General features: G+C 62.7%; 13 protein-coding genes. 5 read left to right on the forward strand and 8 right to left on the reverse strand.

Annotated elements, in window-relative coordinates:
• Positions 1 to 50: 50 nt before the first annotated feature.
• Positions 51 to 698, reverse strand: a complete 648-nt coding sequence (locus WC811_RS00245) for a TlpA family protein disulfide reductase (RefSeq protein WP_372639675.1) — start codon at positions 696 to 698, stop codon at positions 51 to 53.
• 38 nt (positions 699 to 736) lie between these two features.
• Between WC811_RS00245 and argH the strand changes: the two genes are divergently transcribed.
• From argH to gcvA, 5 genes are all read left to right on the forward strand, one after another.
• Positions 737 to 2,146: an argininosuccinate lyase gene (gene argH, locus WC811_RS00250; protein WP_372639677.1), complete on the forward strand. Its 1,410-nt coding sequence runs from the start codon at positions 737 to 739 to the stop codon at positions 2,144 to 2,146.
• A 60-nt stretch (positions 2,147 to 2,206) separates the two neighbouring features.
• Positions 2,207 to 2,431 (forward strand): lipoprotein, encoded by a 225-nt coding sequence (locus WC811_RS00255; protein ID WP_372639679.1) that lies wholly within the window; start codon positions 2,207 to 2,209, stop codon positions 2,429 to 2,431.
• A gap of 91 nt (positions 2,432 to 2,522) precedes the next feature.
• The gene (lysA, locus tag WC811_RS00260; RefSeq protein WP_372639681.1) at positions 2,523 to 3,791 is read left to right on the forward strand and encodes a diaminopimelate decarboxylase; all 1,269 of its coding nucleotides are present in this window, start codon (positions 2,523 to 2,525) and stop codon (positions 3,789 to 3,791) included.
• A 224-nt stretch (positions 3,792 to 4,015) separates the two neighbouring features.
• Positions 4,016 to 6,676, forward strand: coding sequence for a TIGR02302 family protein (locus tag WC811_RS00265; protein ID WP_372639683.1), 2,661 nt, complete (start codon positions 4,016 to 4,018; stop codon positions 6,674 to 6,676).
• Positions 6,677 to 6,968: 292 nt separating this feature from the next.
• Positions 6,969 to 7,949: a transcriptional regulator GcvA gene (gcvA, locus tag WC811_RS00270; protein WP_372639685.1), complete on the forward strand. Its 981-nt coding sequence runs from the start codon at positions 6,969 to 6,971 to the stop codon at positions 7,947 to 7,949.
• Here the strand turns inward: gcvA and WC811_RS00275 are convergent.
• The 7 genes from WC811_RS00275 to WC811_RS00305 all read right to left on the reverse strand — a co-directional run bounded on the left by WC811_RS00275 (position 7,946) and on the right by WC811_RS00305 (position 24,256).
• Positions 7,946 to 8,893 (reverse strand): hypothetical protein, encoded by a 948-nt coding sequence (locus WC811_RS00275; protein WP_372639687.1) that lies wholly within the window; start codon positions 8,891 to 8,893, stop codon positions 7,946 to 7,948. The two genes, gcvA and WC811_RS00275, sit on opposite strands and share 4 nt — an antisense overlap.
• 85 nt (positions 8,894 to 8,978) lie before the next feature.
• On the reverse strand, positions 8,979 to 10,082 hold the full coding sequence (locus tag WC811_RS00280) for a poly(3-hydroxybutyrate) depolymerase (protein WP_372639689.1): 1,104 nt from the start codon (positions 10,080 to 10,082) through the stop codon (positions 8,979 to 8,981).
• 253 nt (positions 10,083 to 10,335) lie between these two features.
• Positions 10,336 to 12,609 (reverse strand): penicillin-binding protein 1C, encoded by a 2,274-nt coding sequence (gene pbpC / locus WC811_RS00285; RefSeq protein WP_372639691.1) that lies wholly within the window; start codon positions 12,607 to 12,609, stop codon positions 10,336 to 10,338.
• Positions 12,610 to 12,633: 24 nt separating this feature from the next.
• Complete coding sequence (locus WC811_RS00290; RefSeq protein ID WP_372639693.1) at positions 12,634 to 17,985, reverse strand: alpha-2-macroglobulin; 5,352 nt, start codon at positions 17,983 to 17,985, stop codon at positions 12,634 to 12,636.
• A 406-nt stretch (positions 17,986 to 18,391) separates the two neighbouring features.
• Positions 18,392 to 18,967, reverse strand: coding sequence for a hypothetical protein (locus WC811_RS00295; protein ID WP_372639695.1), 576 nt, complete (start codon positions 18,965 to 18,967; stop codon positions 18,392 to 18,394).
• A 158-nt stretch (positions 18,968 to 19,125) separates the two neighbouring features.
• Entirely contained in the window at positions 19,126 to 21,576 is a 2,451-nt protein-coding gene (locus WC811_RS00300; RefSeq protein WP_372639697.1) for a hypothetical protein, read from the reverse strand.
• A gap of 172 nt (positions 21,577 to 21,748) precedes the next feature.
• Positions 21,749 to 24,256: a transglycosylase domain-containing protein gene (locus WC811_RS00305; RefSeq protein WP_372639699.1), complete on the reverse strand. Its 2,508-nt coding sequence runs from the start codon at positions 24,254 to 24,256 to the stop codon at positions 21,749 to 21,751.
• Between the last annotated feature and the right edge of the window lie 284 nt (positions 24,257 to 24,540).

Raw genomic sequence — 24,540 nt, forward strand, 5'->3', positions numbered from 1 at the left:
CCATGACGTTTTGGAAATCAAACAACCGCCGATCCCATACGCCGCGACGATTAATTGATCGCCGTCTCGATGAGCTTTTTGGCGTCGGCTGAGTCCCACTTCGCGGAGCCTGCCAATCGGCCGACTTCCATGCCGTCCTTGTTGATCAGGATGGTCGTCGGCATGCCGATTAGCTTCAGCGCCATGCCCTGCTTCGCGGACGGGTCGGCGTAAAGCTTGACGTCGTTCGCTTTCAACTCGTCGAGGAACTTGCGGGACGCTGCGTAACCGCCGCGATCCAGGCTCAAGGCGACGACCTCGAATTTGTCGCTGCCGAGTTCTTTCTGGAGTTGGTTCAGCGCTGGCATCTCTTCGCGGCAAGGTCCGCACCACGTCGCCCAGAGATTGAGAAGGATCGTCTTGCCCTTCAGACTCGAGAGGCTGACGGACTTGCCGGAGGCGTCCTCGAAGGTGATGTCGGGGAGGGCTTCAGGTGTCGTCTTTGTGACGAATGCGGCCATCTCGCCGAGCTTGAACGCCGATCCACCGGTCGCGCCGACGTCGGGGGCGGAAGAATCCTGGGCTGCGGCGCCAGAAACCTCAGTGCTGCCGTTGTCGAACCGGCCTCCGATGACGTATACGGCGCCGAACCCGATGAGCGCCGACAGCGCTACAATCCAAAGAGCCTTCTGCGGCCGTCCCGTGCTGTTCGCTGACATCTGCTAACCTTGTTTGTTACTCTGAAACGGAGCCGCTCGTGACCGATAAGCCCGCCAATGCCATGTGGGGTGGCCGCTTTGCAATGTCTCCCGCGGAGATCATGCAGGAGATAAATGCCTCGATCGGGTTCGACAAGGCGCTTGCGCCGCAGGACATTCGCGGCTCGAAGGCGCACGCCGAAATGCTGGCTGAAGCGGGCATCATCACGAAGGCCGATGCGCGGGAGATCGCAAAGGGACTGGACAAGATCAAGGCGGAGATCGACGCCGGGACGTTCGAATTCTCGCGCACGCTCGAAGACGTTCACATGAACGTCGAAAGCCGGCTGCGCGATATGATCGGCCCGGCGGCCGGGCGGTTGCACACGGCGCGCTCGCGCAACGATCAGGTGGCGACCGATTTCAGGCTGTTCGTGCGCGACGCCATCGACGGCATCGATACCGCGCTCGAAGCGGTGCAGATGGCGCTGGTCGAAAAAGCCGAGAAACACGCCGGAACCGTCATGCCGGGGTTCACGCATCTGCAACCCGCCCAGCCTGTGACGTTTGGTCATCATCTGCTCGCCTATGTCGAAATGATCGCGCGGGATCGCGGCCGCTTCGCGGATGCGCGGAAACGTCTGAACGAATCCCCGCTCGGATCGGCGGCGCTTGCCGGAACGTCATTCCCGATCGACCGGGAAAAGACGGCAGAGGCGCTCGGCTTCGACCGGCCGATGGCGAATTCGCTTGATGGCGTGTCGGATCGCGATTTCGCGCTGGAAACGCTGGCCGCCGCGACGATCACGGCAGTGCATTTCTCGCGGCTCGCGGAAGAGATCGTTATCTGGATGACGCCGCAGTTCGGCTTCGTGAAGCTTTCCGACCGCTTCACGACCGGCTCTTCGATCATGCCGCAGAAGCGCAATCCGGACGCTGCCGAGTTGGCCCGCGCCAAGGTCGGGCGCATCGCCGCGTCGTTCCAGGGCCTCGTCATCGTCATGAAGGGCTTGCCGCTCGCCTATTCGAAGGACATGCAGGAAGACAAGGAGATGACGTTCGACGCGTTGTCGAGCCTGCGTCTCGTCATGGCGGCGATGGCGGGCATGGTTGCCGATCTCGAACCCAACGCGGACGCCATGCGGGCGGCGGCGGGGCGGGGTTACTCGACGGCGACCGATCTGGCCGATTGGCTGGTGCGGGAACTCAAAATGCCGTTCCGCGACGCGCATCACGTTACCGGCTCGATCGTCAAGGCGGCCGAGACCAAGGGAATCGACCTCGACCAGCTTTCACTCGAAGAGATGCAAAACGTCGAGCCGCGCATTACGAAAGCCGTATTTTCGGTGCTGTCTGTCGAGAATTCGGTCAAGAGCCGCACGAGCTATGGGGGAACCGCGCCACAGAACGTCGCCAAAATGGCGCGCCAGTGGCTCCGACGGTTGGAAAAGGCCCGGCAGAAGGTCTAAATACCTTTGACGGGCGCCCGCATTCTCTGCGGGCTGAGGGGCTTTGGAGTGATTTTAGGCATGGCCGCGCTTCTGCGCAGCTCGAAATCCTTATTTATCGTGGCGCTTCTTGGCGTCGCGAGCGCGGGAATTGCGGGCTGCGGCGTCAAAGGACCTCTGGAACCGCCGCCGGGCGCGAAGGCCGCGGGCGAAGCGAAATCGGCTGCATCCGCCGATCCGGGGAAGAACTCGGATGCGCCGCCGAAGCCGCATGAATCGTTCCTGCTAGACCCGTTGCTGCGTTAGGCGGTCTTTCTCACGGTCATTCCCAGGGCCGTTTCGATCTTTCAGCTTTTTCCGGTGACGCGGGTGTTTGTCATCCGCTAGAAGCGCTCCCATGCACCATTTCCAGTACAAGTCCGGCCTCCTCCACGCAGAGGATGTGAGCCTCACGCGCATCGCAGCAGAGGTGGGCACGCCGTTCTATTGTTATTCCACCGCGACGCTGGTCCGCCATTACCAGGTTCTGGCGAAGGCGTTCGAGGGCCAGGAGGCGCTCATCTGCTTTGCCGTCAAAGCCAACTCCAATCAGGCGGTCTTGAAGACCATGGCGCGGCTCGGGGCGGGCATGGACGTCGTGTCGGAGGGCGAGCTTCGGCGCGCACGCGCGGCCGGCGTGCCGGCGTCGAAGATCATCTTCGCGGGCGTCGGCAAGACGCGGGGCGAGATGGCTTACGCGTTGGAAGAAGGGATTCTCGGCTTCAACGTCGAGAGCGAGCCGGAGTTGCGGGCGCTGAGCGACGTTGCGACGGCGATCGGGCGGACGGCATCGATCGCGATCCGCGTCAATCCCGACGTCGATGCCAAGACGCATGCGAAGATCTCGACCGGCAAAGCTGAGAATAAGTTCGGCGTGCCCTATGAAGATGCGCGCGCGCTCTATGCCGAGGCGGCCAAGCTTCCGGGCATCAAGATTTCCGGCATTCATATGCATATCGGCAGCCAGATCACGGATTTGGCGCCGTTTCGCGATGCATTCCGGTTGCTCGCCGTTCTGGCCCGCGATCTCATGGCTGACGGCGTCGCGCTTGAGCATCTCGATATCGGCGGCGGCCTCGGCGTTCCCTATCGCGGAGCCAACGACATCCCGCCGACGCCCGACGAATACGCGGCCGTCGTCAAGGAGACGCTCGGCGGTCTCGGCCTCAAGCTCGTCATGGAGCCGGGGCGGATGATCGTCGGCAACGCCGGCGTGCTCGTGACGAAGGTCATCTATGTCAAGGAAGGCACGGACAAGATGTTCACGATCGTCGATGCGGCGATGAACGATTTGATCCGGCCGACGCTCTACGAGGCCTATCACGATATCTGGCCGGTCGCCGAGGTACGTTCTGATATGTCGCCGAGCCAGCAGGATATCGTCGGACCGGTTTGTGAAACGGGCGATTTCCTGGCCGAAGACAGGGCGCTACCGCCGTTCGAGACGGACGACCTCATCGCGGTCATGACGGCCGGGGCGTACGGCGCGGTGATGTCGTCGACCTACAATAGCCGTCCGCTTATTCCGGAAGTGTTGGTCGACGGCGATAAATACGCCGTCGTGCGCCCGCGGCCGAGCTACGACGATTTGATCGCGGCCGATCGCATTCCGCCTTGGCTTGAATGATTGTCATCCTCGGGCTCGCCCCGAGGATCCATTTGTCCATGAGGTCAGCTCCCGACGGGGCCTCGGCATAAAGCCTGGGATAACAGCGTAGAATGGCCGCATGGGCTGGGAAAAACGGCCATTGTTTTGCCTGTTCATGTTGCATTTTGTTAACGTGCGGGGGGCGGTCCGCGTGGTAGCTTGAACCGATGCCAGAGCCCCAAAACAGGGACCCCGGTCCCGAGATGACGCGATCCTTCGCGCGCAAAGTCCGCCTCAGTACGCTTGCGTTGTTTTTCGAGCGCATTTGGCCGCGGCTATGGCTCGTCTTCGGCGTCGCCATGCTTTTCGCTATGCTGTCGTTCGTGGGATTCTGGGCGTACTTCGATCCCCTTCCGCATAAGATTTTGCTCGCCGCGTTCGGCGTGGCGGCCGCCGCGTCTGTCGTGTACGCCGTGCGCATTCCATGGCCGACACGCGATGAAGCGATCCGGCGCATCGAGCGGCGGTCGGGCATTCCGCACCGGCCCGCGACCTCTTACGAAGATACGCTGACATCGGACGCCGCTAACCCGACGACGACCGCCATCTGGCAAGCGCACCGCGAGCGTCTCGCTAAGGCCATTCAGCGCCTCAAGGTTGGAAATCCGGCGCCGCGCACGGACAGGTTCGATCCTTGGGCCGTTCGCGGGTTGTTGCTGTTGTTGCTCATCCCGGTTGCAGTGATGGCGACGGGCAATCTTGGCGACCGGCTGGCGGCTGCATTCCGCTTCGGGACCAACGACCAAGGTCCGCCCGCGCGCGTCGATGCCTGGGTGACGCCGCCGCCCTATACGGCTCTGCCACCGGTTCTGCTCGCCGACGGCTCCAAGGACGTCAGCGGCGAGCCGCAAGACCGCAGCAAGTTTTTCGAAGTTCCGGATCACAGTCTGCTGACGCTGAGGGGCGCCGGCTTCGACTCAACTGGCGTTTCGCTCGAAGTCCTCGCCGACGGCGCAACCGAGCCGCAACTCGTCGCTCCGGAAAAATCGAAGCCCGGCGATACGGGGAACGTATCCGAGGTCCGCTATGAGATCCGCAAGTCGGCGCGCGTTCGCGCCCTGTCGGGGACGCGCGAGCTCGGGTTGTGGACGTTCGACGTCATCGCCGACGATCCGCCGAAAATTGCGATGACCAAGGACATCAGCGGGACGCAGCGCGGCTCCATGCGCGTTTCGTATAAGGCCGAGGACGATTACGGAATTCAGAGCGCTGAAGTAAAGCTGCGGCCGGCGCCGCCGAAGCCCGTCGATCCATCGAAGGCTTGGGCGCAACCGCCGCCATTGACTGGCCCGCGCCTGCCGCTCGAACGGCCGCCGGTGTTGAGCCTCAAAATTCCGCGTCCGGGCGCCAAGACGCTCGATACGTCGACGCTGCTGGACGTCGGCGAAAACCCGCTCGCGGGTCAGCGCGTCCAGCTCTGGCTTGAAGCAACGGATGTCGGCGGTCAAATCGGGCGGAGCAAGCCGATCGAGATCGTGCTGCCATCGCGACGCTTTAAAAATCCTCTGGCGCGTGCGGTCATAGAGCAGCGCCGGAAGCTCGCGGAAGATTCACGCTACCGGCCGACGGCCGTTCGGGCGCTCGACGCGCTGACGATGGAACCGGAAGGGTTCATCACCGACAACAGCGTTTATCTGGGACTGCGCTCGATCTATCACCGGCTCGATCATCAGGACTCGCGCGAAGCCATCACTTCGTCGGTCAGCGAGCTTTGGCAGATTGCACTTAAAATCGAGGACGGAGATCTTTCGCAGGCCGAGAAGGCGTTGAAAGATGCGCAGGATAAACTTTCGGACGCCATCGAGAAGGGCGACGACAAGGAAATTCAGGACGCGATGGCCGACCTGAAGAAGAAGCTCAACGATTACCTCAACGAAATGCAGAAGAACGCGGAGAAGGAGAATCCGTCTCCAGGAGATCAGCCAAACGATCAGAGTCAGCAGCTCGGGCAGCAAGACCTCGATCAGATGATGAAAGATCTCGAAAAGAGTGCGCGCGAAGGATCGCGCGAGGACGCCGAGCGGATGCTTTCGGAGCTACGCGAGCTGATGGATCGGCTGCAGGCGGCCAATTCGCCCGAAGCGCGAGAGCAGCAGAAGCGGGCCGAGCAGATGATGAAGAAGCTCAACGATCTGAGCGATCTGACCGGCAAGCAGCAGCAACTGATGGACGACACCTTCGGTGAGCGCCGGCGTCAGGAAGGACAAAACCAGGGCGGTTCGCAGCAAGACCAGCAGGATGGTCAAGGGCAGCCGAGAGTCGGCAAGAAAGGCCAGCAGCAAGGTCAGGGCCAGCAGCGCGGTGGCCAGGATGGGATGCAGGCCGACCAGCAAGGCGGCGGCGAGCAGGGCGAAGGCCAGCAAGGTCAAAACGGCCAATCCGGCGGCCAGAAGCGGCGCGGAAAAGGCAGCCTGCAAGATCGCCAGGCGGAGCTTCGCAACGAACTCGACAAGCTCAAGAAAGATCTAGAGCAGATGGGCGCGGGCGATCCCGATAAGCTCGGAAACGCGCAGGACGCGATGGGCAAGGCCGAGGATGCTCTAAAGCAGGGTGATCTCGACGAGGCCGCAAATCAGCAGAGCGAGGCGCTCGAACAGATGCGCAAGAGCGCTCAGCAGATGGCCGAGCAGATGCAGAAGAATTCGCAGCAGAGGCTGGGACGCGGCGGCTCGTCTCCGCGCGATCCATTCGGACGTCCGCAGCGGGCGCAAGGTCCCGACTCCGGCAATTCGGTCAAGGTGCCGGATGCGATCGACGCGCAGCGCGCGCGCGAAATTCTCGAAGAGCTGCGCAAGCGTTCGGCCGAAAGCCTCAGGCCGCAGGACGAACTTGAATATATCGACCGGTTGCTGAAGCGGTTTTAGGCGCTATCGTCAATTTTGATTTGTCATCTTGAGGATCATGCGGGCCTTCTCGTGGATGGCCGCCTTTGCGGGGGTGCCGATGATACAGGAGCACCCCATCCTCAGCTCTGGCCGCTGAATGGACGGCGGCTGGGGAAAAGCAGGGCTTCGATCCGTTCGATCAGATGTTCGATGACGAGCATCATTGGTTTTCTCCGTTCTTGAATTCGCTGATGAGAACGGTGCGCTTTGCGCGTGTGCCGGACAAACGGCATTGCTTTACACGACGTGTAAGTTTTTGTTACATCAGGCCATGGCTCGCAGATTGCCACCGCTCAATGCTTTGAAGGCGTTCGAGGCCGCCGCGCGGCTGTCGAGCTTTTCGCGCGCGGCCGACGAACTCAACGTCACGCACGCGGCGATCAGCCGGCATGTGCGCGCACTCGAAGCGGACTTTCGCACGCCGCTGTTCGAGCGCACCGGGCGTGGCGTCGCGCTGACAGAAGCGGGTCAAACGCTGGCGGCGGAGCTGACGAAAGGCTTCGATCTGATCGCGGCGGCCACGAACCGCTTCGTGCGGCCGGCACGGCGCAAACGGCGCTTGCGCGTGACGTCCGATCCTTCCTTTGCAGCGCTGTGGCTGGTGCCGCGTCTCGGCACGTTCACCGCACGTCACCCAGGCATCGAACTTATCATCGACGCCAGCCCGCGGCTCGTCGACTTCACGAAAGAAGATGTCGATGTCGGCATCCGCTGGGGTGGCGGCGCCTGGGCGGGGGTCGAGTCAAAAAAGCTCGCTGACGCAGAACTGACGCTCGTCTGCAACCCAAAATTCCTGCGCGACAATCCGATGTCGTCGCCGTGCGATATCGACGGCGAGCTTCTCATCCATGAGACAGCGAAAGAGTGTTGGAACGCGTGGCTCTCGGTGGCCGGGATAGCAGAACTCGTGACGCCGACCGGCCCAACCCTCAATGGTGACCTTGCAATCGCCGCCGCTGAAGCCGGACAAGGCCTGACGCTCGCCGACCAGATTCAGGCGGGGGACGCGCTCGCCGCCGGACGGCTCGTCCGCCCATTCGATGTCGTAGCCACACGCTTTGGCTACTACCTCGTGTGTCGCCTCGGCGTGAAGTCGTCCGATGCCGCGATGGCGTTTGAAGCTTGGCTGGTCGCGGAACTTGCAGCGTTCGCTGACGGGCTCGCCGCTGCAAACGCCGTCCGTTTGATGAAAGCCGGCAAGACCGCGAAAGCCAAAGCCGGTTCGCGGTCTCGGAGCGCTCGCGCGCGTTAGGGCGCTGCGGTTTTCGGTACGAAGCGCGTGAGGAAGCCGCCGATCACCTGATGGCTCGTCAGCTTGGCGCCTGCCCAGCCATCACGCGGCGGTTCACCCGACCACCAGCGCGAGAACTGGCGCCACATGTCGATGGGGAACCAGGTGCCATCGCGGCCCGTCAGCGGTCCCCAGTAGTCGGCCATCGTGAACTTGTATTCGAGGAAGAGGGAGCCGGTCTTGAGGCGGAACTCAACGCCGAAGAGCGCTTGGCCGATGGGGCCGGTATATTGATATTCATAGGTGCGAGACGCGTCGCCCTTTTTGAAAATTTCCGAGTGCGGGAACGACAGGCCTGCGCCCGCGCCGAAGTAGGGCGAGACGATGCCGATCGACGGCAGACGCATCAGACCGTTGAGCGTCAGCATGTTGTGGCCGTGCGTCCATTCGAGTTTCTTGAAGTAATCGCCGACTTTGCCCTTCGGTGGAACCGGCTTGCCGTCAACGGTTCCTTCCATATCGAACTGCTGGTCGCCGAAGGGGGCATGAACCTTCGAGTGCGTGAAATCGAGCATGGTGCCGAAGCGTCCGCCTTCGAACCAGCGTTGAATGCGGACGCCATAGTAAAGAGGGTTTTCGAACGGCAGCGTGAACCAATCGATTTTCTTGATCGTCAAATCGGTGGCACCGGGTTTCACGAGATGAAAATCGCTCGGATAGTGGTAGGGCGCGCCGAGGTAAGCGCCGAAATCGCTCTCGCGGCCGGGATGCAGCGCGGTCGAGACCGGAAGGTTCGCGGATGCGGCGCGCTTATCGGATTCATCGGGAAGCGATGCGGCCATCACGAGGCAACCCATGGCGGCGACTGTCGCCGTGATCTCGATTGCGCGGCCGACTGCCGACGATGGCCATGGAAGCCGGGGCAACGACCACAGGGGTGCATAAAGGCGTTCGCGTGCGAGCATTGGAATTCCCCCCGTTCACCGCGCTGAAGAGGCGGCCGTCTTGTTATTGGCGCGCCCCCGTCCGGCGCTTGGTTGCCGGTAGGCTTTATGCGCCTCCAGGCGACGCTTGCAAGGCGTCGAGCATTTTGTTGACTGCGGCAATCTGCGGCGCGTCACGCGTTAAATACTGAGGGCCAGTATAACCCCACCAATCCCAACAGCCTTGCGGATTGATCGGGGAATTCGCGACCTGTGGAAAAAGTACGATTATGCGGTTGGTATCGGCCCAACGGGCGAAGCCGGATTCCTTGATGAACGTATCGCCGATGGCCTCGCGGTTTTGGGCGCAGCCGTGAAAAGCGATGTGGACGCGGCAGCCCGGCGTTTCGGTGCAGGATTTGGGCACGTACACGACGCCGGTTTCGGCGAGTTCGGCGTTGTCGTCGTTGCTGACGAATGGGCGTTGATTGAAATCAATGAAATTGCCGGAAAGCGTGGTCGCTCGCGGCTGGAGATCGCCGTAGATCTGTTTCAGAAGCGCGCCGGCCTGATCGTAATTGCAATTGACGACGTAGGGATCGCCCGAGACGCCGCACGAACTGCCTTCATCATCCGTCACGAACGCGTGGCCGGCGGGAAGATCGGAGACGAGCTTGATGTTGCCTTCAGGAACGCCGAGCTTCCGATAGAACTCCGCCGCGTGCCTGACGATCGACGGCGCGACGGTGTGATCGGCGGTTCCGGTGAAAAGATAGACGCGGTCCCGCACGACGTCGGCGATCGGATCGATTTCGCCTTTCTCGGCGCGCTCCTCGGCTTTCCTTGCGAGGTCTTCCGGGTCGGAGACACCCCAGATGCCAAGGAGGTCGAGCATGCAACCGTTGACGGCCTTGCTGAGATTCAGGATCGCTGTACCGGTGCCCGGCATCGTATTCGCGAAGATGCTTTCGGAGCAGCCATAGGGGCCGCCCGCGATGATCGCGGCGCCAACGACACGCTTGGCGTGCGTCATCTGGAATTGGCCTGCCATGTAAGCGCCGGAGGAGATGCCCGAGACGGACGTCTCATCGGCTTTGGCGCCGAGGGCGGGCAGTACGCGCGATGACGACGTTTTTTGCTCAGCGTCGTTGCAACCGCTGATGGCCAATACCATGGCGAGCGTCGTGGCGGTGAGCGCAAGGCTCCAGATCGAAGGACGACGGTTGCTCATGAGGTGTTGGTATTCCGAATGACGAGAAGTTGCGAAAGAAGAATGCGGGCGAGTACCAAGCCCGGCGTCTGCGGGCTATGAAGACTGTACACGCGCTCACTCTGCACCATCGATGGACCGGTTCCAAATGAGACTTTGTCGTATCCTTCACGCGGTTCGTTCGCAGCCGCGATATCTGATTCCGAGGGGTGATGCGCAGGTTCCTCGGGGGAAACGGACGGGGCGGGGACGGGCCCCAGGATGACATGACTGATTATCTGACCCGGATCGCAGACCGGTCGGTGCGGCCGTTGGCGTCAATGACCGTCAGCTTGGCAAAGCCGGTGGTTGGTTGCCACGTCACTTCGCGGGCGTGCGCATCAGAGGGAATGGGTTTGCCGTCGATGAGCCAGGTGAGCGGCAGTGCGCCGCCGTCAGCCTTCAAGACCAGCGGCTCCCCGTCGAGATCGGATTCGGCGATTTCCGATTGATCGGGCGGGAACGAAATCAAGACGGGCGGTTCGAGAAATTTTCCGGCGGCCGGATCGTCGCCCGGATCGCGCCAGCGTTTCAGCGGCGCGGGAAGCTCGGCGTTGGTTGCGCGGATGACATTTGCCGGCGCGCCCTGCAGCGGCGTGCGTGGACCCGGAACGCGTTCGAAGGCATCGAACAGCATCGGGGCGGCGGCGCTGCGGCCGACGAGGCCGGGGATGCTCGAATTGTCCGGGCGGCCGACCCAGGCGGCGACGACATACTTGCCGTCGTAGCCGATGGCCCAGGCATCGCGGTAGCCGTAAGACGTTCCCGTCTTATAGGCGAAGCGGCCGCCCTTGGCGTTGAGCGGCGGCGGTGCGTCTTTCAGGATATCCGTCACGTACCAAGCGGCGAGCGGCGACATCAGGCGGTGGGCATTGACGAGCGGTTTGACGTGCGTCGTCGCCCAGACCTTGCCGCGCTCGCTCCAGCGGTGGGTCAGCATGATGCTGTCGCCGCCGCGCGCGAGCGATGCGTAAAGCTGGGTCATGTCTTCGAGCGTCAGGCCGGTGCCGCCGAGCGCCATCGCCAGCGTCGGTTCGGATTTATCGGGAAAGCGCGCTTCGACGCCCGCACGGCGGAAGCGGCCGACGAGCTTTCCGGGTCCGACGCGCGCCAGAACGCGAACGGCCGGGATGTTGAACGATTGCTCGAGCGCTTCGCGGATCGAGACGGTGCCGTGATAGCCTTCGTCGAAATTCTTCGGCGCGTAAGTGCCGAAACGCACTGGCCGGTCGTCGATGAGTGTTTCGGGATGTGCGAGACCGGCTTCGAAGGCGAGGCCGTAGATGAAGGGTTTTAATGTCGAGCCGGGCGAACGGACAGCGGTTGCCATGTCGACGGCGCCCTGGCGGGCCTTGTCCATGTAATCGGCGGAACCGACTTCGGCGAGGATCTCGCCGGTCTGATGGTTGGCGACGATGATGGCGGTGGAGACGTCGCCGCCAATCATGCGAGCGTGATCCTGCGCGAGCTTTTCGAGGCTCGCTTGCAGATTGCGATCGAGCGTCAGCTTGATGACGCTTTCCGCCGGATGCGCCGCGACTTCGCTTTCCGACAGATGCGGCGCGAGCAGGGGAAACGTGTAACGCACGGCCGGAATGGGTTCGGTTTTCGCGCGTTCGGCTTCGGCAGCGGTGATGACGTTGGCGGCTACGGCGCGCGTCAGAACGCGGTTGCGGGCGCGCAGTGCGGCTTGCGGATTGCGATCGAGACGGCGGACTTCCGGCGATTGCGGAAGCGCGACGAGTAGCGCGCATTCACCGAGCGATAAGCGGCGCGGTTCCTTGCCGAAGTAAGCGAGAGACGCGGCCCGGACGCCTTCGAGATTGCCGCCGAACGGCGCGAGGCGGAGATAAAGCTTCAGGATTTCGGTCTTCGACAAAACGCGTTCGAGTTCGACGGCGCGGGCCATTTGCCGAAGTTTACCGCTCGCGGTGCGTTCGTGGCGGCCGTCGAGAAGGCGCGCAACCTGCATCGTCAACGTCGAGCCGCCGGAGACGAGACGGCCGTGACGGAGCATCTGCAGGACCGCGCGCACGATAGCTTTGTTGTCGACGCCGTGGTGGCTGTAGAAGCGTTTGTCCTCGAAGGCAAAGAGCATCTTGAGGTAGTGCGGATCGACGTTTTGCGGGTCAACCGGAAGACGCCACATGCCGTCCGTCGTCGTGAAGGCGCGGAGCAGGCGGTCGTCGCGATCGACGACCGTCGTCGAGACGGCCTTGGCATTTTCGAGCGGCAGCGGCCCGGCGTCGGCGAAGGCTTTGACGTAGAGTCCGTAGGCGCCGCCTAAAGAGACGAGCAGGGCGATGGTGGAGGCCACAGCAAAGCGGCGAAGGCCGCTTCTCCCCTCCCCGCGGAGGGGGAGGGGAACCGCACCGATTCTTTTGAAGAAGAGCGAGAAGCGCCGGAGGAGGGTGGCTGACGCTGGGGGCACCGACGGTTCGTCACTCTCTCTCCGGCCCTTCCCCTTCGGGGAAGGGGTTTGGAACGCGATCGCTTGCAAACGTTTCATCAGAAGCCCCAGCCCCACGTCGCGTTACTCCTTCGACGATACGGTGAGGGTGCCGGTAGCGGAGCGGGCATAGCGCTCCGGCCGATACATATCTTCGACCGTCGCCGCCGGATGGACGAACGTGCCGGGCGTGACGGCGCGGACAATGTAGGCGAGCGTCGCCGTCACGGCTGGGGCTTTCAGCTGCGTCGTGCCGTCGGGGAGCACGACGGTGCTGTTCGACATTTCGATCGAGTCCTGGAGCGCGCCCTGAAGGGACGAATTGTTTTCGGTGTCGGACGACGTCTGCACGTTGGCGAAGTTGAACGCGGCGACGAAGCGATCATCACGGAACTCGGTGTGCTCTGGTTCCGCCGTCGACTTCAGCCACGCGAGACCGGAAATCGAACCGCTGTCGACGAGGTGAGGGTTTTCGATCTCGAATCCCGCGGGCAGACGGTCGACGACCATGACGCGTCCGGCGGGATCGTCCGACGTCACCTTGACGGTGATGACGAAGCGATCGTTCTGCTTCACCTGAGACTTGCCGCCGGTGAGGCTCGCAAGATCGATTTTTTTGCCATCGACCGTGTAGGCCTGACGCTCGATCTTGAAGCCTTTCGAGACGGGAGGCTCGGGCGTCAACGCGGCACCGATGACGGAGATCACGGCGTCGACGGCGGTGTCGCCGTTGTTGGTGATCGTCAGAGCGCCGTTCTTTAGTTCGGCCGGGGTCAGACCCTTGAGCAGTGGGCCGCTGACGGGCTTGCCATCGACCGAAAGCGTCGTCGCCTTTACCTCGTCGTTCATGGCCTTGGCGGCGAGCAGCATCCAGGCCTGTTCTTGCGTGGACGTATATGTGCGCGTCTCGTAGGCCTTGGCGATGACGATCGCGAGCTTTGGCTGCTCTTCCCGTGCGATGCCGGTTTCGGCGGCGAGCGTCACGAGAGCGGCACCGTCCCGCAGCGTCGAGCCGTAGTCGCTGCGATAGCCGCTATCGGGCGTATCCGGCATCGCGGCGAGGGCGGCGGCGAAGGTTCGTTCGGCCCGTTCCTTGTCGCCCATCATCGCCAGCGCGGCGCCGATTTGCGCCTTTGCCAGCGGTGTCGAGAAGCGGCCTATGCGTTCGTCGGCGTAGTAACGGAGGTCGCCGATGGGGGCGCGGCCGTTGCGGGCCAGGACGTAGAGCGCGTAGGCGCGATCTTCGCCGCCCTTTTCGAAGTCGGACGCGTAAGCGATGAAGTTCTGTAGCCGATCGAGAGCGCGATTGAAGTTCTCGCGCGGCACGTCGTAGTTCGCTTCCTTGGCACGCGTCAGGAAGTCGGTGACGTAGGCGGTCAGCCAGAGATCGGTGCTATAGGGACCCCAGACGCCGAAGGCGCCGGTGGAATCCTGCATCTCGAAGACGCGGCTGATGGCTTTCTGGACGCGGTCCTTCAGTTCCTTGTCCTGAGCGAGACCGATCTGCGCCGCGACCGCATTGGCGACGACGAGCGGCATCGCGCGCGACACCGTCTGCTCGGCGCAGCCGTAGGGGTAGCGATCGAGCTGGGCGAGGAGCGTCGGCACGTCGAGGCGAGCAGCTGGTCCGACCGACATGTTGATCTTCGTGCGTGACGGGATCAGATCGTAGGCGATATCCGAACTGACACTCAGTTTGCCGCCGGGCTTCAGCGACGAGATCGTCGTGCGCTTTATGTCGCCAGCGGGCGGGAAGACGTTGAACGTCATTTCGCGTTTGACGGCGATGTCGTTCGGGCCGGTGACAACGGCTTTCAGCGTGATTTCACCAAGCTCAGACGGCTTGAAGACGATGCGTTGCATCGTGCGCTCGCCCTGCTTGAGATCGGCTGTCTTGTCGGCGATCGGAGTCAGCGTTTCGTTGCGATCGTCGCCTTGCTTTTGCGCAAGCATGAGCTTGTAGGCCGCAGCCGGGCCGTCAACGTTGTGGACGCCGAAGCCGAGATCGACTTCATCGCCTAAGGTCATGAAGCGCGGGACGGCGACCGTGAGCGCGACCGCATCGCGGACAATGAGATCGCCCGAGCCGTGGCCGACTTTGTCGTTGCTCCAGGCCACCGCCATGAAGCGAACGGTGCCGTTGAAGTCCGGCAGATCGAACGAGACGCTCGCGGTGCCGTCATCCTTCACTTGCACGATGCCGGAATAGAGCGATACGACCGTTTCGACCGTCGGGTTGCCCTGCAGAGCTGCGCCAGCATCGCCGCCTGAACGGAGCTTGCCACGGTCGGCACGCATGCCGTCGATCAGCTTGCCGTAGAAGTCGCGGATTTCGAACGACAGCTTCTGCTGCTGCGAGAACCAGTTCTCAGGGGCGGGCGTTTCGAAGCGCGTAAGGTTCAGGATGCCGAGATCGACGGCCGCGACGACGATGCGTGCGTCTTCTCCGGGTTTCAGCCCCTCGACCTTTAGCGGAACATCGATATGCGCGCCGGATTTCACTTTGTCGGGAAGCGTCACGGCGACTTTCAGCTGTCTGCTGCTTTGATCGATCGGCAGCCAGCGAATGCCGATGGCGCGGCTCGGCATGCGCTTCTGCGCTTCGTCCATCGGGCGATAGAGGATCGCGGTGGCGTAGGCGCCAGGACCCCATTCGCCGGAGACCGGAATTTCGACCTCGCCGCCGCCTTTGGCGATATCGACTTCCTTCATCAGGTCGAGGCCTGCGCCAAGCACGGCGATGAGGGCTTTGCCGCCAAGCTTCGAGGCAATGCGCAGTTTCGCGGTGTCGCCGGATTTGTAGCTGTCCTTGTCGAGAGCGACGTCGAGCTGCTCGGGGCTGTCGATGTTCTCGCCCGTCGTGTACCAGCCGGAGTTGAAGATAACGCTCGAAGCCGGTCCGTCGGCGTCGTTCGATGTGACGTCGAGGCGATAGCGGCCCCAGTCGATCGGTTGCGAGATTTTCGCGGCGGCGTCGGCTGTGACGGCGAGCGTGCCGCTGCCGATCTTGCGCTTTACCGTTACGGCTTCGTAGGTCCACGCGTTGTCGCGGCGATACCACTGCCAGTTCGTGTCGAGGCGCGTCAGCGTCCAGGTGAGGTTGCTGTTGGCTTCGGCTTTGCCGTCGGTGCCAAGCAGCACGACGTTGAAGTCTGCGTTCTGGCCTTCCGGCGCTGTAAAGTCTTCGAACAGCGGCTTGATGCCGATGCGCTCGAGCTTCAGATCGACCGGAAGCGTCAGGTTGCGTTCGATGGTGCGGCCGCCGTCTTCGCGCAGCTTGACGGTGATCGCGGCTTCGAGCGGCTTGGGGGTCTTGGGCATTTGCGGCAGCGCGATTGGCACGGCAGCCTTGCCATCTTTGTCCATCGCGAGGTTTGCTTGCAGAGGCTGGCGCGCGGGCGTCACGAATTCGTCGGCCTGTCCGAAGACGTAACCGGCGAAACCGGGAACGTCCTTGCCGGAGGCTTTGACGACGACTTCGCCTTCGAGGCCGAGGCCCGATGCAGGCGGCCCGTAGAGATAGCGGCCATCGGCCTCGATCGTCTGGTTCTCGTCGGGCGAGAGCGACTTGATGTTCGCCGACAGGGTCATGTCGAGCCGTTCCGGCACGAAGTCTTCGACGAGGAAGCTTCTTTCGGCGATCGGCTCGGCCTTTGGGTCGGTATAGAGCTTCACGCGCCAGGTGCCGGTCGCGGCCGTTTTCGCGAGATGCAGCGCACGGGCGCGGCCGCCGAGGCCTTGGTCGTTCATCAGTGCGCGGGTCTGCTCGACGCCATCGGGACGGAAGAGCATCAGTGTTGCGGGCACGGACGAAGCCTTACCGAACTGATCGCGCACGAGTCCGGTGACGTTCACGTCTTCGCCAGCGCGGTAGACGCCGCGTTCGGTGTAGATGAAGGCATCAACGGGGCCCGAGGGATCGCGGCCCTGTACGCCGCGATCCGAGAGATCGAAGGCGTTGAGCGTCAGGTCGAGGAAGGCGTATTCGCCTTCACCTTTCTGCGCGACGAGAATGGCGGGTGCGGCGCCGCCTTCGCCCTTGGTGATCGCAGCATCGAATTTGGCATAGCCGTGGTCGTCGGTCGTGGCGGTCGCCAGAACTTCATTGTTGCGGGCGACGAGCTTGACGGATGTCCCGGCGACGGCGGTCGCCGCGCTCAGTGAGCGGACGAGAGCGTGGATGCCGTCGTTACCGGAGAACGCGGTGAGGCCGAGGTCAGAGACGATGAACCATTGCGTGGCGCGCTCGTAGTTTTCTTCTTTCTGCTTTTCTGAGGGCTTCGCGACGATGACATAGACGCCCGGTTCGAGCTTGCCGGCGGCGTCCGTCACCGGGACAGCGGTCGTCACTTCCTCGTTGAGCTTGGACGCGATGTCCATCTGGCCTTGGTAGACCTTGATGCCGGACCGGTCGCGGATGTTGTCGACGTCGTAGCTCGACAACTGGCGTTGCATGTCGCCGGACTGAAGCGTCGTCGCGAGGTTGCGATCCCCGATGCGGTAGACTTCGACGTCGATCTTGTTGGTGTTGGTCGTCGTGACCGGAATGCCCTGCTGGCCGCGCGAGGGCAGCACGTAGGCCTTGCCGCCGAAGCGGACAAATGCTGTGCGGTCGGGGATATAGACGGCGATGTCGGACGTCTTGAGCAACTTTTCGCCGATGTCGGACGGCAAACCGGCACGGATCTGAACTTCATAGCGGTCGCCGTATTTGAGGCCTTCGAGGCAGAGCTGCTTGCCGTCCTGCACGAGGTTCTGCGGGTCCTTGCCGCCGACGGAAACGAATTTCGCGACGTCGGTTTGCGTGCGCGAGAGATCTTCCGAGAATTGCAGGCAGAGGCGCGGCGGCGTTGCGTCGTTGTCGGTCTTGTAGTCGGTCATGCGGAAGCCGTACTGGCCGCGCAGGCGATCATACATTTCACGCGTCGTTTGGTCGTCGGCGAGCGCGAGGCTCAAGCTCAACGCGTCGAGAGCGGGACGCCAGTAGGAGCGGGCTTCGAGCGTACGACCGAGAACATAGAGCGCGTGGCCCTTATCGGCGTTAGCGGTTGCGAGTTGATAGCCGCGATAGGCGGCGCCGGAGGCGTAGATCGGCAGGTCGTAGCGTTCGCTCGAATTGTTCGGATCGGCTGGAATCGCGAGCAGGGCTTCGGCGAGGCGCGTCCAGGCAGCGGAATCCTGATCGTTCGCGGAGACGGCATTGGCGAGGGCACGCGAGGCGGCGCGAGGGTCGCTGGCGAAGACTTTTTCGGCGTCGGTCTTGAGAGCCGCCGGCGTTTTGCCGCCCGGCTTCCAGTTGGCCTTGAGGTAGGCTTCGTAGCGTTTGGCGTCGGCGGCGACGCCCTGATGCAGGAAGGGCTTCTCGGTCGCGCCGGCGTTCGCGAACGTCGCCAGCATGAGAGTGATGACCGCCGCAAGGCGCGCGAGGAAAATCATGGATGGCATCCTGTGTGAGTGCCTGAAAACGAGAGCGCACGAGCGGCGCAGAGTCGCGCCGTCAAGCTTTAGTCGGCGCGGAGTATCGCCAAGTCGTGCTTCACGCAAAAGACCAACAGGGCCCAAGGGCCGAAGCGCGGCGATAAATTGGGAAATTCCGATGCTTGCGCGTTCTTGCGGCCTTTTTCCAAAAACAAAGCGAGGCGCAATTTATCACGCGGCGAAAGCGCGGGGATAAGTTTCGGATTGGTGAAGATTGAATGCCGTTCGTCGAGGTGCGGACGGAGGGTCGCTGACCGACGTAACGTCATCCCGGCGAAGGCCGGAATGACGGTTTTTGAATAATGTCGCCCGATGGATCCTCGGCATAAAGCCGAGGATGACACCGACTCGAATATGGACCGGCTTAGTGGCGCGGGTTGCGGGGCAGCGCGTTCGGATCGTCCGACTGGGCGGCGATGATCTCGGGCGACAGGCCTGCAGCAGGCGGAAGCTTCCGTTGTGCCGCGCGCGACCAGAGCTTCTCGAACGACGCGATTGCAAACACGCTCGTCGTGGTATCGTTGCCGTGGTAAAGCTCGAAGGCATCGCGTTTGGTCGGATCGCGGCGGAGGCAATCGCCGATCCAGACCCGTGAATGTCCGACAGTGAGCTGTTCGTGCGCGGGGCCGAAACGCGCGTCCGCAATGACGCGGCACTCGGCGCTGGCGATGTCAAGAATTGACGGAGCCGACGGATCTTCGACACTCGTTTCGCCAACCACGATCAGGATACGAGCGCTTTCGATCAGGCCTTCAGACCATGCTGCATAAAGCCCGCGCGCGGCCGGACTGTCGGGATTGCGGACGAAGAGCGTCAGGCAAACTTCACGTGCCGAAGCTTCGCCGTTGGCGGCAAACGCCTCGCCAATAAAGTCCTTGAGCCGTGCTTCCTTGTCCGTTCGAGACAATATCATTGGCCGCGAAGGTGAAGCGATGCGCATTTAAAATTTCCCATTTCGAGCCGATCATGTCCGGAATTCGAACTGCCCCCCGCTGGGCATCCGGCGTCCCCATTAAGCCAAGAAGAATGTTAAACAAGCGTTGCCGCCCGGTTCTATTTAAGGCAAACGCAGTTATCCCTTTTTCTGTCCAAGCTTTTTTATTCGGCAGCAGGCGGAGCGATGCGGCGGATAAAGGCGCGGTCGTCGTCCGACAGTGGATCTTCCGCGTGGAGCGCCTGACCGCGCGAGATCGGGCCGGGATTGACCGGTACGACCTCGGCGTCGACGATGCGCGGGGTTGTCCAGCGCCCACCGAAGCTCTGCATCGCGGCTTTTAGCGAATCCGGCATAACGGCCTCGCTCACCGGAACGGAGAATGTCGCGGTCTCGCGCTGAAGGATGACGCTGGCGCGGGCTTCCGTATGCGGCGCGGGCGCATCGGCCTGGGCGGGCTCGATGCGGTGCAGCACGCTGCGGGGAACCGTAACGACGGTCGCCGGGCGGAGTTCAGGCAGTGGCGGCGGCATGATGACGGCGGCCGCATCCATGGTGTTGCTGTTGGCGGCCTTGACCGTGACGTCGGCTTCCGGATCGGGCTTCGGCGGCGCGCGCCGGATACGAGGCGCTTGCGGCGGGTTCAAGGTGGGTTCGGGACGATAAGCGTTCGCGTAGGGACCGAAGCGGGCTTCGTGATCGGGGTCGATCCCGATAGTGGCGCGCGCTGGCCGCGGGTCCGATTGCATGTCCGGCTCGAACTTCGGAGATGACGCGGGTGCGGTGCGTTCGTCGATTTCCATGTCGACGCGACGAGGTTGAACCGGTCCGTCGGCCACGCTCGACACCGGCGCTTGCGGAGGCGGTGCCATGGGAACGGCGTCTTGATCGCTCGCACGCGCGCCGCCGAATTCGTTTCTCTCGGCACGCCTAGCCGCGCCCATGACGGCGCCGAGGATGATGTCGGACCAAGCGCCATTCAAGAACTTATAGACGCGGAACGATTCTGATCCTGCGAACTTCGAGCCCTGGCGGGCAAGGCGCTTCTGGATGCTGCCGGTTGTCGGCAACAGCGTGCGCTTGAAAATCTTTTCGCGCTCAAAGCTCGCGAATAGATTGGCGAGAAGCTGGGCTTCGACGCGAAGGTTTTCGCGCTCGGCCGGGTTCATGCGCGGCGGCGCGTCGAGTGGCACCGCGACGTAGTAGTCGCCGTTCATGTCGAAGACGACATGGCGAAACAGCTCAAAGTTCTCGCGGATCTGCTTGTCGCGGTGAATGTCGTTGAAGCGCGACAGGATTTCGATGACCGGTCCGCGCTCGGCGGCTTTCATCTTCGGCACGAGACCGTCGAGACGGCCGCCGGGGCGTTGACCCATCGAGACGAGGAAAAGGCAGAGATCGACGAACAGGGCAACCGCAAGCGGGACGTAGTCGCGTTTGGAGAGGCCGGAAGCCAAGGCATCACCCGTGTTTCGAGCTTCCACCGGGTTCTCGACCGATTGGATTGCCTTCTTCTGCAATTCGCGCAGATCTTCCGATGACGGCGGCATCTTGAACGCAAGCAAGCCGTAGAAGGTCGTGGTCAGGCGGCGGAAGGCTTCGATGGTGGCTTCCGGGCCTTCGACGGTCGCGATCTCGGGCTTCTGCAACTCGGGCAATTGGTCGATCGCCTTGACGACGCCGCGCAACGCCATCTGCAACTGCGGGTCGGGGCAGGAGACAGTGCCGCTTTTGCCATCGCCGAACGTCGAGCGTTCGGCGCGGTCGGCAAGATCGGAGCGGATCTGGCGAAGCTGCGGATCGGTGCGAAATGCATTGAAGCCCGTTGCGGTTAGTTCGAGCTTGCGGCCGAGGGCGCGCATGAACTCATTGCGCGTTCCCGTCTTCGGGTCGAACGTCGAGGCGTCGGCCGAGACGATCTTCGCCAGGTCGCCGTTCAACCCCTCCATGTCCGTTTTCACGGCGCCGATCCGGCCCTTCACGAAGTCGGACGCGAACGAGAAACGCTGCGCATCGTCTTCGCGCATTTTCCGGCGCGGACCGTCGCCCGGTTTCGAGTTGGGGCATGATGTTCCCTTTGTTTGTTCGAGTTGAGCTTTATCGGTCGAGACCTGGGTGAGTTGCGTGAGCGTCGCCCGAAGCTGCTCGAGGCGCGTTTCGGCGCCATGCAGGGCGTTCTGCACGTCCGAAACGGCGCTCTCCGCCGAGCGCGAGGCTTCACCGCGGCTTTCGAGCACCTTCCAGTAGAAGCCGAAGCCGAAACCGATCGAGATCAACGACAGGAAGACGTAACCGCCGGCGTAGGAGAGTTTCGTCAGGAACGGATGCGGGCGGAACAATTGGTCGAGCAGCCAGATGATCATCGTCATCAGCATCGCGACCGAAAAGCCGACGATGATGCGATGCGCGATCGGCAAATCGCCCATGTTGGCTTCGATCAATTCGAGCATGCCGACATAGGTCGCGACCCACGACAGCGTGCCGAGGCCAACGATCAGGATCGCGCGCTTCCAGTCGCGCGACGACTTCGGCGCCGCGTCGCCGTTGTCGCGCACGTCTGCATAGAGGCGAAGCGAGCCTGACCCCCGCCCGAGGTTGTCACCTTCCCGGTTCATTGCCGCCAACCCTACCCAAGAGAGGAGCGTAAGATCCGCGCGCAGTCGGCGTTTTTGATGGTTGAACTGCGGCTGAGCAATGTCGGAGTGCTGGCGGATTTTTAGCGCGAGGATGAATGCGGTGCATCATCCTCGACCGAATGAGCGAAGCGAATGACGGTCGGGGATGACGTCAGTTCGCGGTGAGGGCGCGTAATTGTTCGTCTGCGGGGGAGCGTTCGCGGTTTGCTGTTGCGTCGGCGATGTCTTTCGGACGCACCGAAATGGCGGCAACCGAACCTGAAGATCGCCTCGGAAGGAAATCGCGGCGCGGATTCGACTTGGCGTGGTCCGAGAGATCGCGAAGCAGCACGTCGAGCAACGGCGCGGCGATCTGGGCGGCGTGAAGATCGCGCGCCCATGGACGCGACGCGTTTCCGCTGCCGACGAGGACGACATAGGAATAAGCGGCGCCGTTGGCGAATTGCAGACCGCCGGACGCCCACGTATCGACGGTGGCGTTCGGGTCGAGCGTTACGGAGGTGCCGGTTTTCGCGAAGTGAAGACGCAAGTCGCCGCGACGGCGGGCGCACCACTGGCTGAGGCTTTTCAGCGTGCCGTAGGATTGTCCGCCCGTCTGATAGCAGAGCGGCGCTTCGAGGAGCGAACGGATCAGTCCCGCCGCGCTCGGGCGGATCAAGGATTTGGGGATGATCGCCGGGCGTGCTTCAGCGGTGATGCCGGCTCCGCCCTGGCCCTTTTGCGTATAATCGTAGGACGCAATCAGCGACGGCGGTCGGATCGATTTCGTGCCCCGACCGATAAGCGACGCAAGGATCACGCTCGACAGGAAGTGGACTCGTCGTGGTGCACCCGCGATTTGTCCGAGGACGACGGCCGTCGAGGGCGGCGTGCCTCCGAGCGTGGCGGCCGGGGGCATCGTGAAGCCGAAGCCATCGATCAGCCGTTTGATCGGGGCTTGCCCGAGTTGCGCGCCGCGCGCGATGAGAGGCGCATTGAGCGAGCAGGCGAACGCGACCACAGCCTTACGATTGCCGGAGCTGCCGCCCTTGGCGCACGTATCGAGCCCGCTCACGGGCGCTTGCGGATCGGGATAGAGGCTTTCGGGGCTATCGCGGCCCTGGTTGGCGAGCGCGACGGCGAGGATCATTTTGCCGGTCGAAGCGACTTGGCGGTTTTCAAGCGCTGGATCGTAAAGCCCGGTGTCGGGGCGGCGCGCGGGAAGCGAGCCGAAATAGGCGGCCGTCTCGCCTGCCTCGTAATAGCGAACGATGTTGCCGTTGCCGTCGGCCGCGACGACGATGACGTTCGGCAGCGCTTTGTCGGCCGTCACCTTTTTCGGATCCAGCGTAAAGGCCGGATCAATCCGGGAGGACCACTTCGTATCGAGCACGGCAAGCTCGCCGTCGATCTTTTCGCGGAAGCCGAGATTTTCGCCGATGTCAAAGGTGGTCGTTACGCCGCGCACGTAATCGCGCCAGGCGAAACCGTAGCTCTGCTTCATCTCCTCGCGAATGCCGAAGCGCGCGGCGGGTAGAAGCAGGTTGGCGCGGATCATCGGGTTCGCTTCCGCGCGTTTTACCTGGGTCGGAGCGAAGCGTTCGAGCGCGGCTTCGAGTTTCGGCTTGAGCTTGGGGTCGGGTGGGCCGCCGCCGAGCGCGATCAATTCGAAGACGACCTTCTTCTGCTCGGCTTCGTCGGTGATGAGTTTTTCGGCGCAGGTGCGAGCACGGACCTCGGTGATGTAGCGCCAGCGGTCGAGGCGGACGGCATTCAAGCGGTCGTTGCCTTCAAGCAGGATGATCGGTTTGTTGACCGCGGACGCCAGCACGAATTGCTCGGCGGTCGACAGGTCTTTCGCTTCCTTGCCGAAGACGACTTGGCTCGTCACCTCAACACCGTGCAGCGGTTGACCTCCAGTGCGCTGGGCGAGCCAGATGTGGTTCGCTGCCCATTGCTTCAGAAGCGTGTCGTCGCCGCCTCTGGTCAGGTCGCGGTAGATGACGGGGGCGAGCCACCATTCGCTGAGTTTGCGCTTGAGCTTGTCGATACCGCTTTCATCGGCGCTGGGCGGGGTTTTGTAGATGACGCGTGCGAACTGCATCGGCAGGGTCGAGCCGCCGACGCCGAGTGACGGCCTGCGCGCCGCGATCGACCGCGTGATCGTCGAGAGCGGAATTTTCAGAACGCCGACGAGATCGATGCCGAACGGATTGAGCGGCCCGCCAAGATAGCGGTCCTCGTGATAGGAGAGACAGCGCCAATATTGCTCCGGCACCTCGCGAACGGGGATCGATTTGTGGTCGGGGTTGGCGACGTAATCTCCGAGGGCGATGGCGGTGTCGGTATAATTTACGTCGCGCAGGCTATCGAGGCGGGGATCGAAGGTGCCGACGAAGTTGCCCTTCGGATCGTAGATGGCCGTCGCAAGCCAACGCTCGGCGTCGTAGCCGAGTTTGTCGTGCATAGAGAGATCGCCGAGGTAGCCGCGGAGGGGGGCCGCGATGTAGACTAGGACAAGTGCAAAGAGCACGTAGAGGATCGCGGCCGCAAAGACGTGGCGGAGCGGTCCCAGTTTCGGATTGAACGCGACGGCCATCATCAGCCAGCGCGTGATCCAGCGCGGCGCCCAGAGGCAGAAGTCCGCTAGAGCGGTCAGATGCCGCAGAAGACGTAACATCGGTGTCGCAATGCCGCGCTAATGCCGACGCCGGAACGGACGGCAGCTTAACGCGGGACGATAGTTGACCTTTGCGGCGTCAACTCAGCGGACTCTGGGCGAACTCCGCGCCCCGAGGCGGCAAATATATGGCCCTCGCCGGCAGCTAATGGCTGCATGCGATGACACAACTCTGCTGATCGGCAAGCCTTACGGTCCGCCGGGTCAGAAATTATTCATTAGAATGAAAAGGCCCACGCCGACGGCCGGACCGATGAGGGCCGCAACGACCATCATGACGAATG

This window comes from Hyphomicrobium sp., assembly GCF_041659645.1.
In the GTDB taxonomy this organism is placed as follows: Bacteria; Pseudomonadota; Alphaproteobacteria; order Rhizobiales; family Hyphomicrobiaceae; genus Hyphomicrobium_B.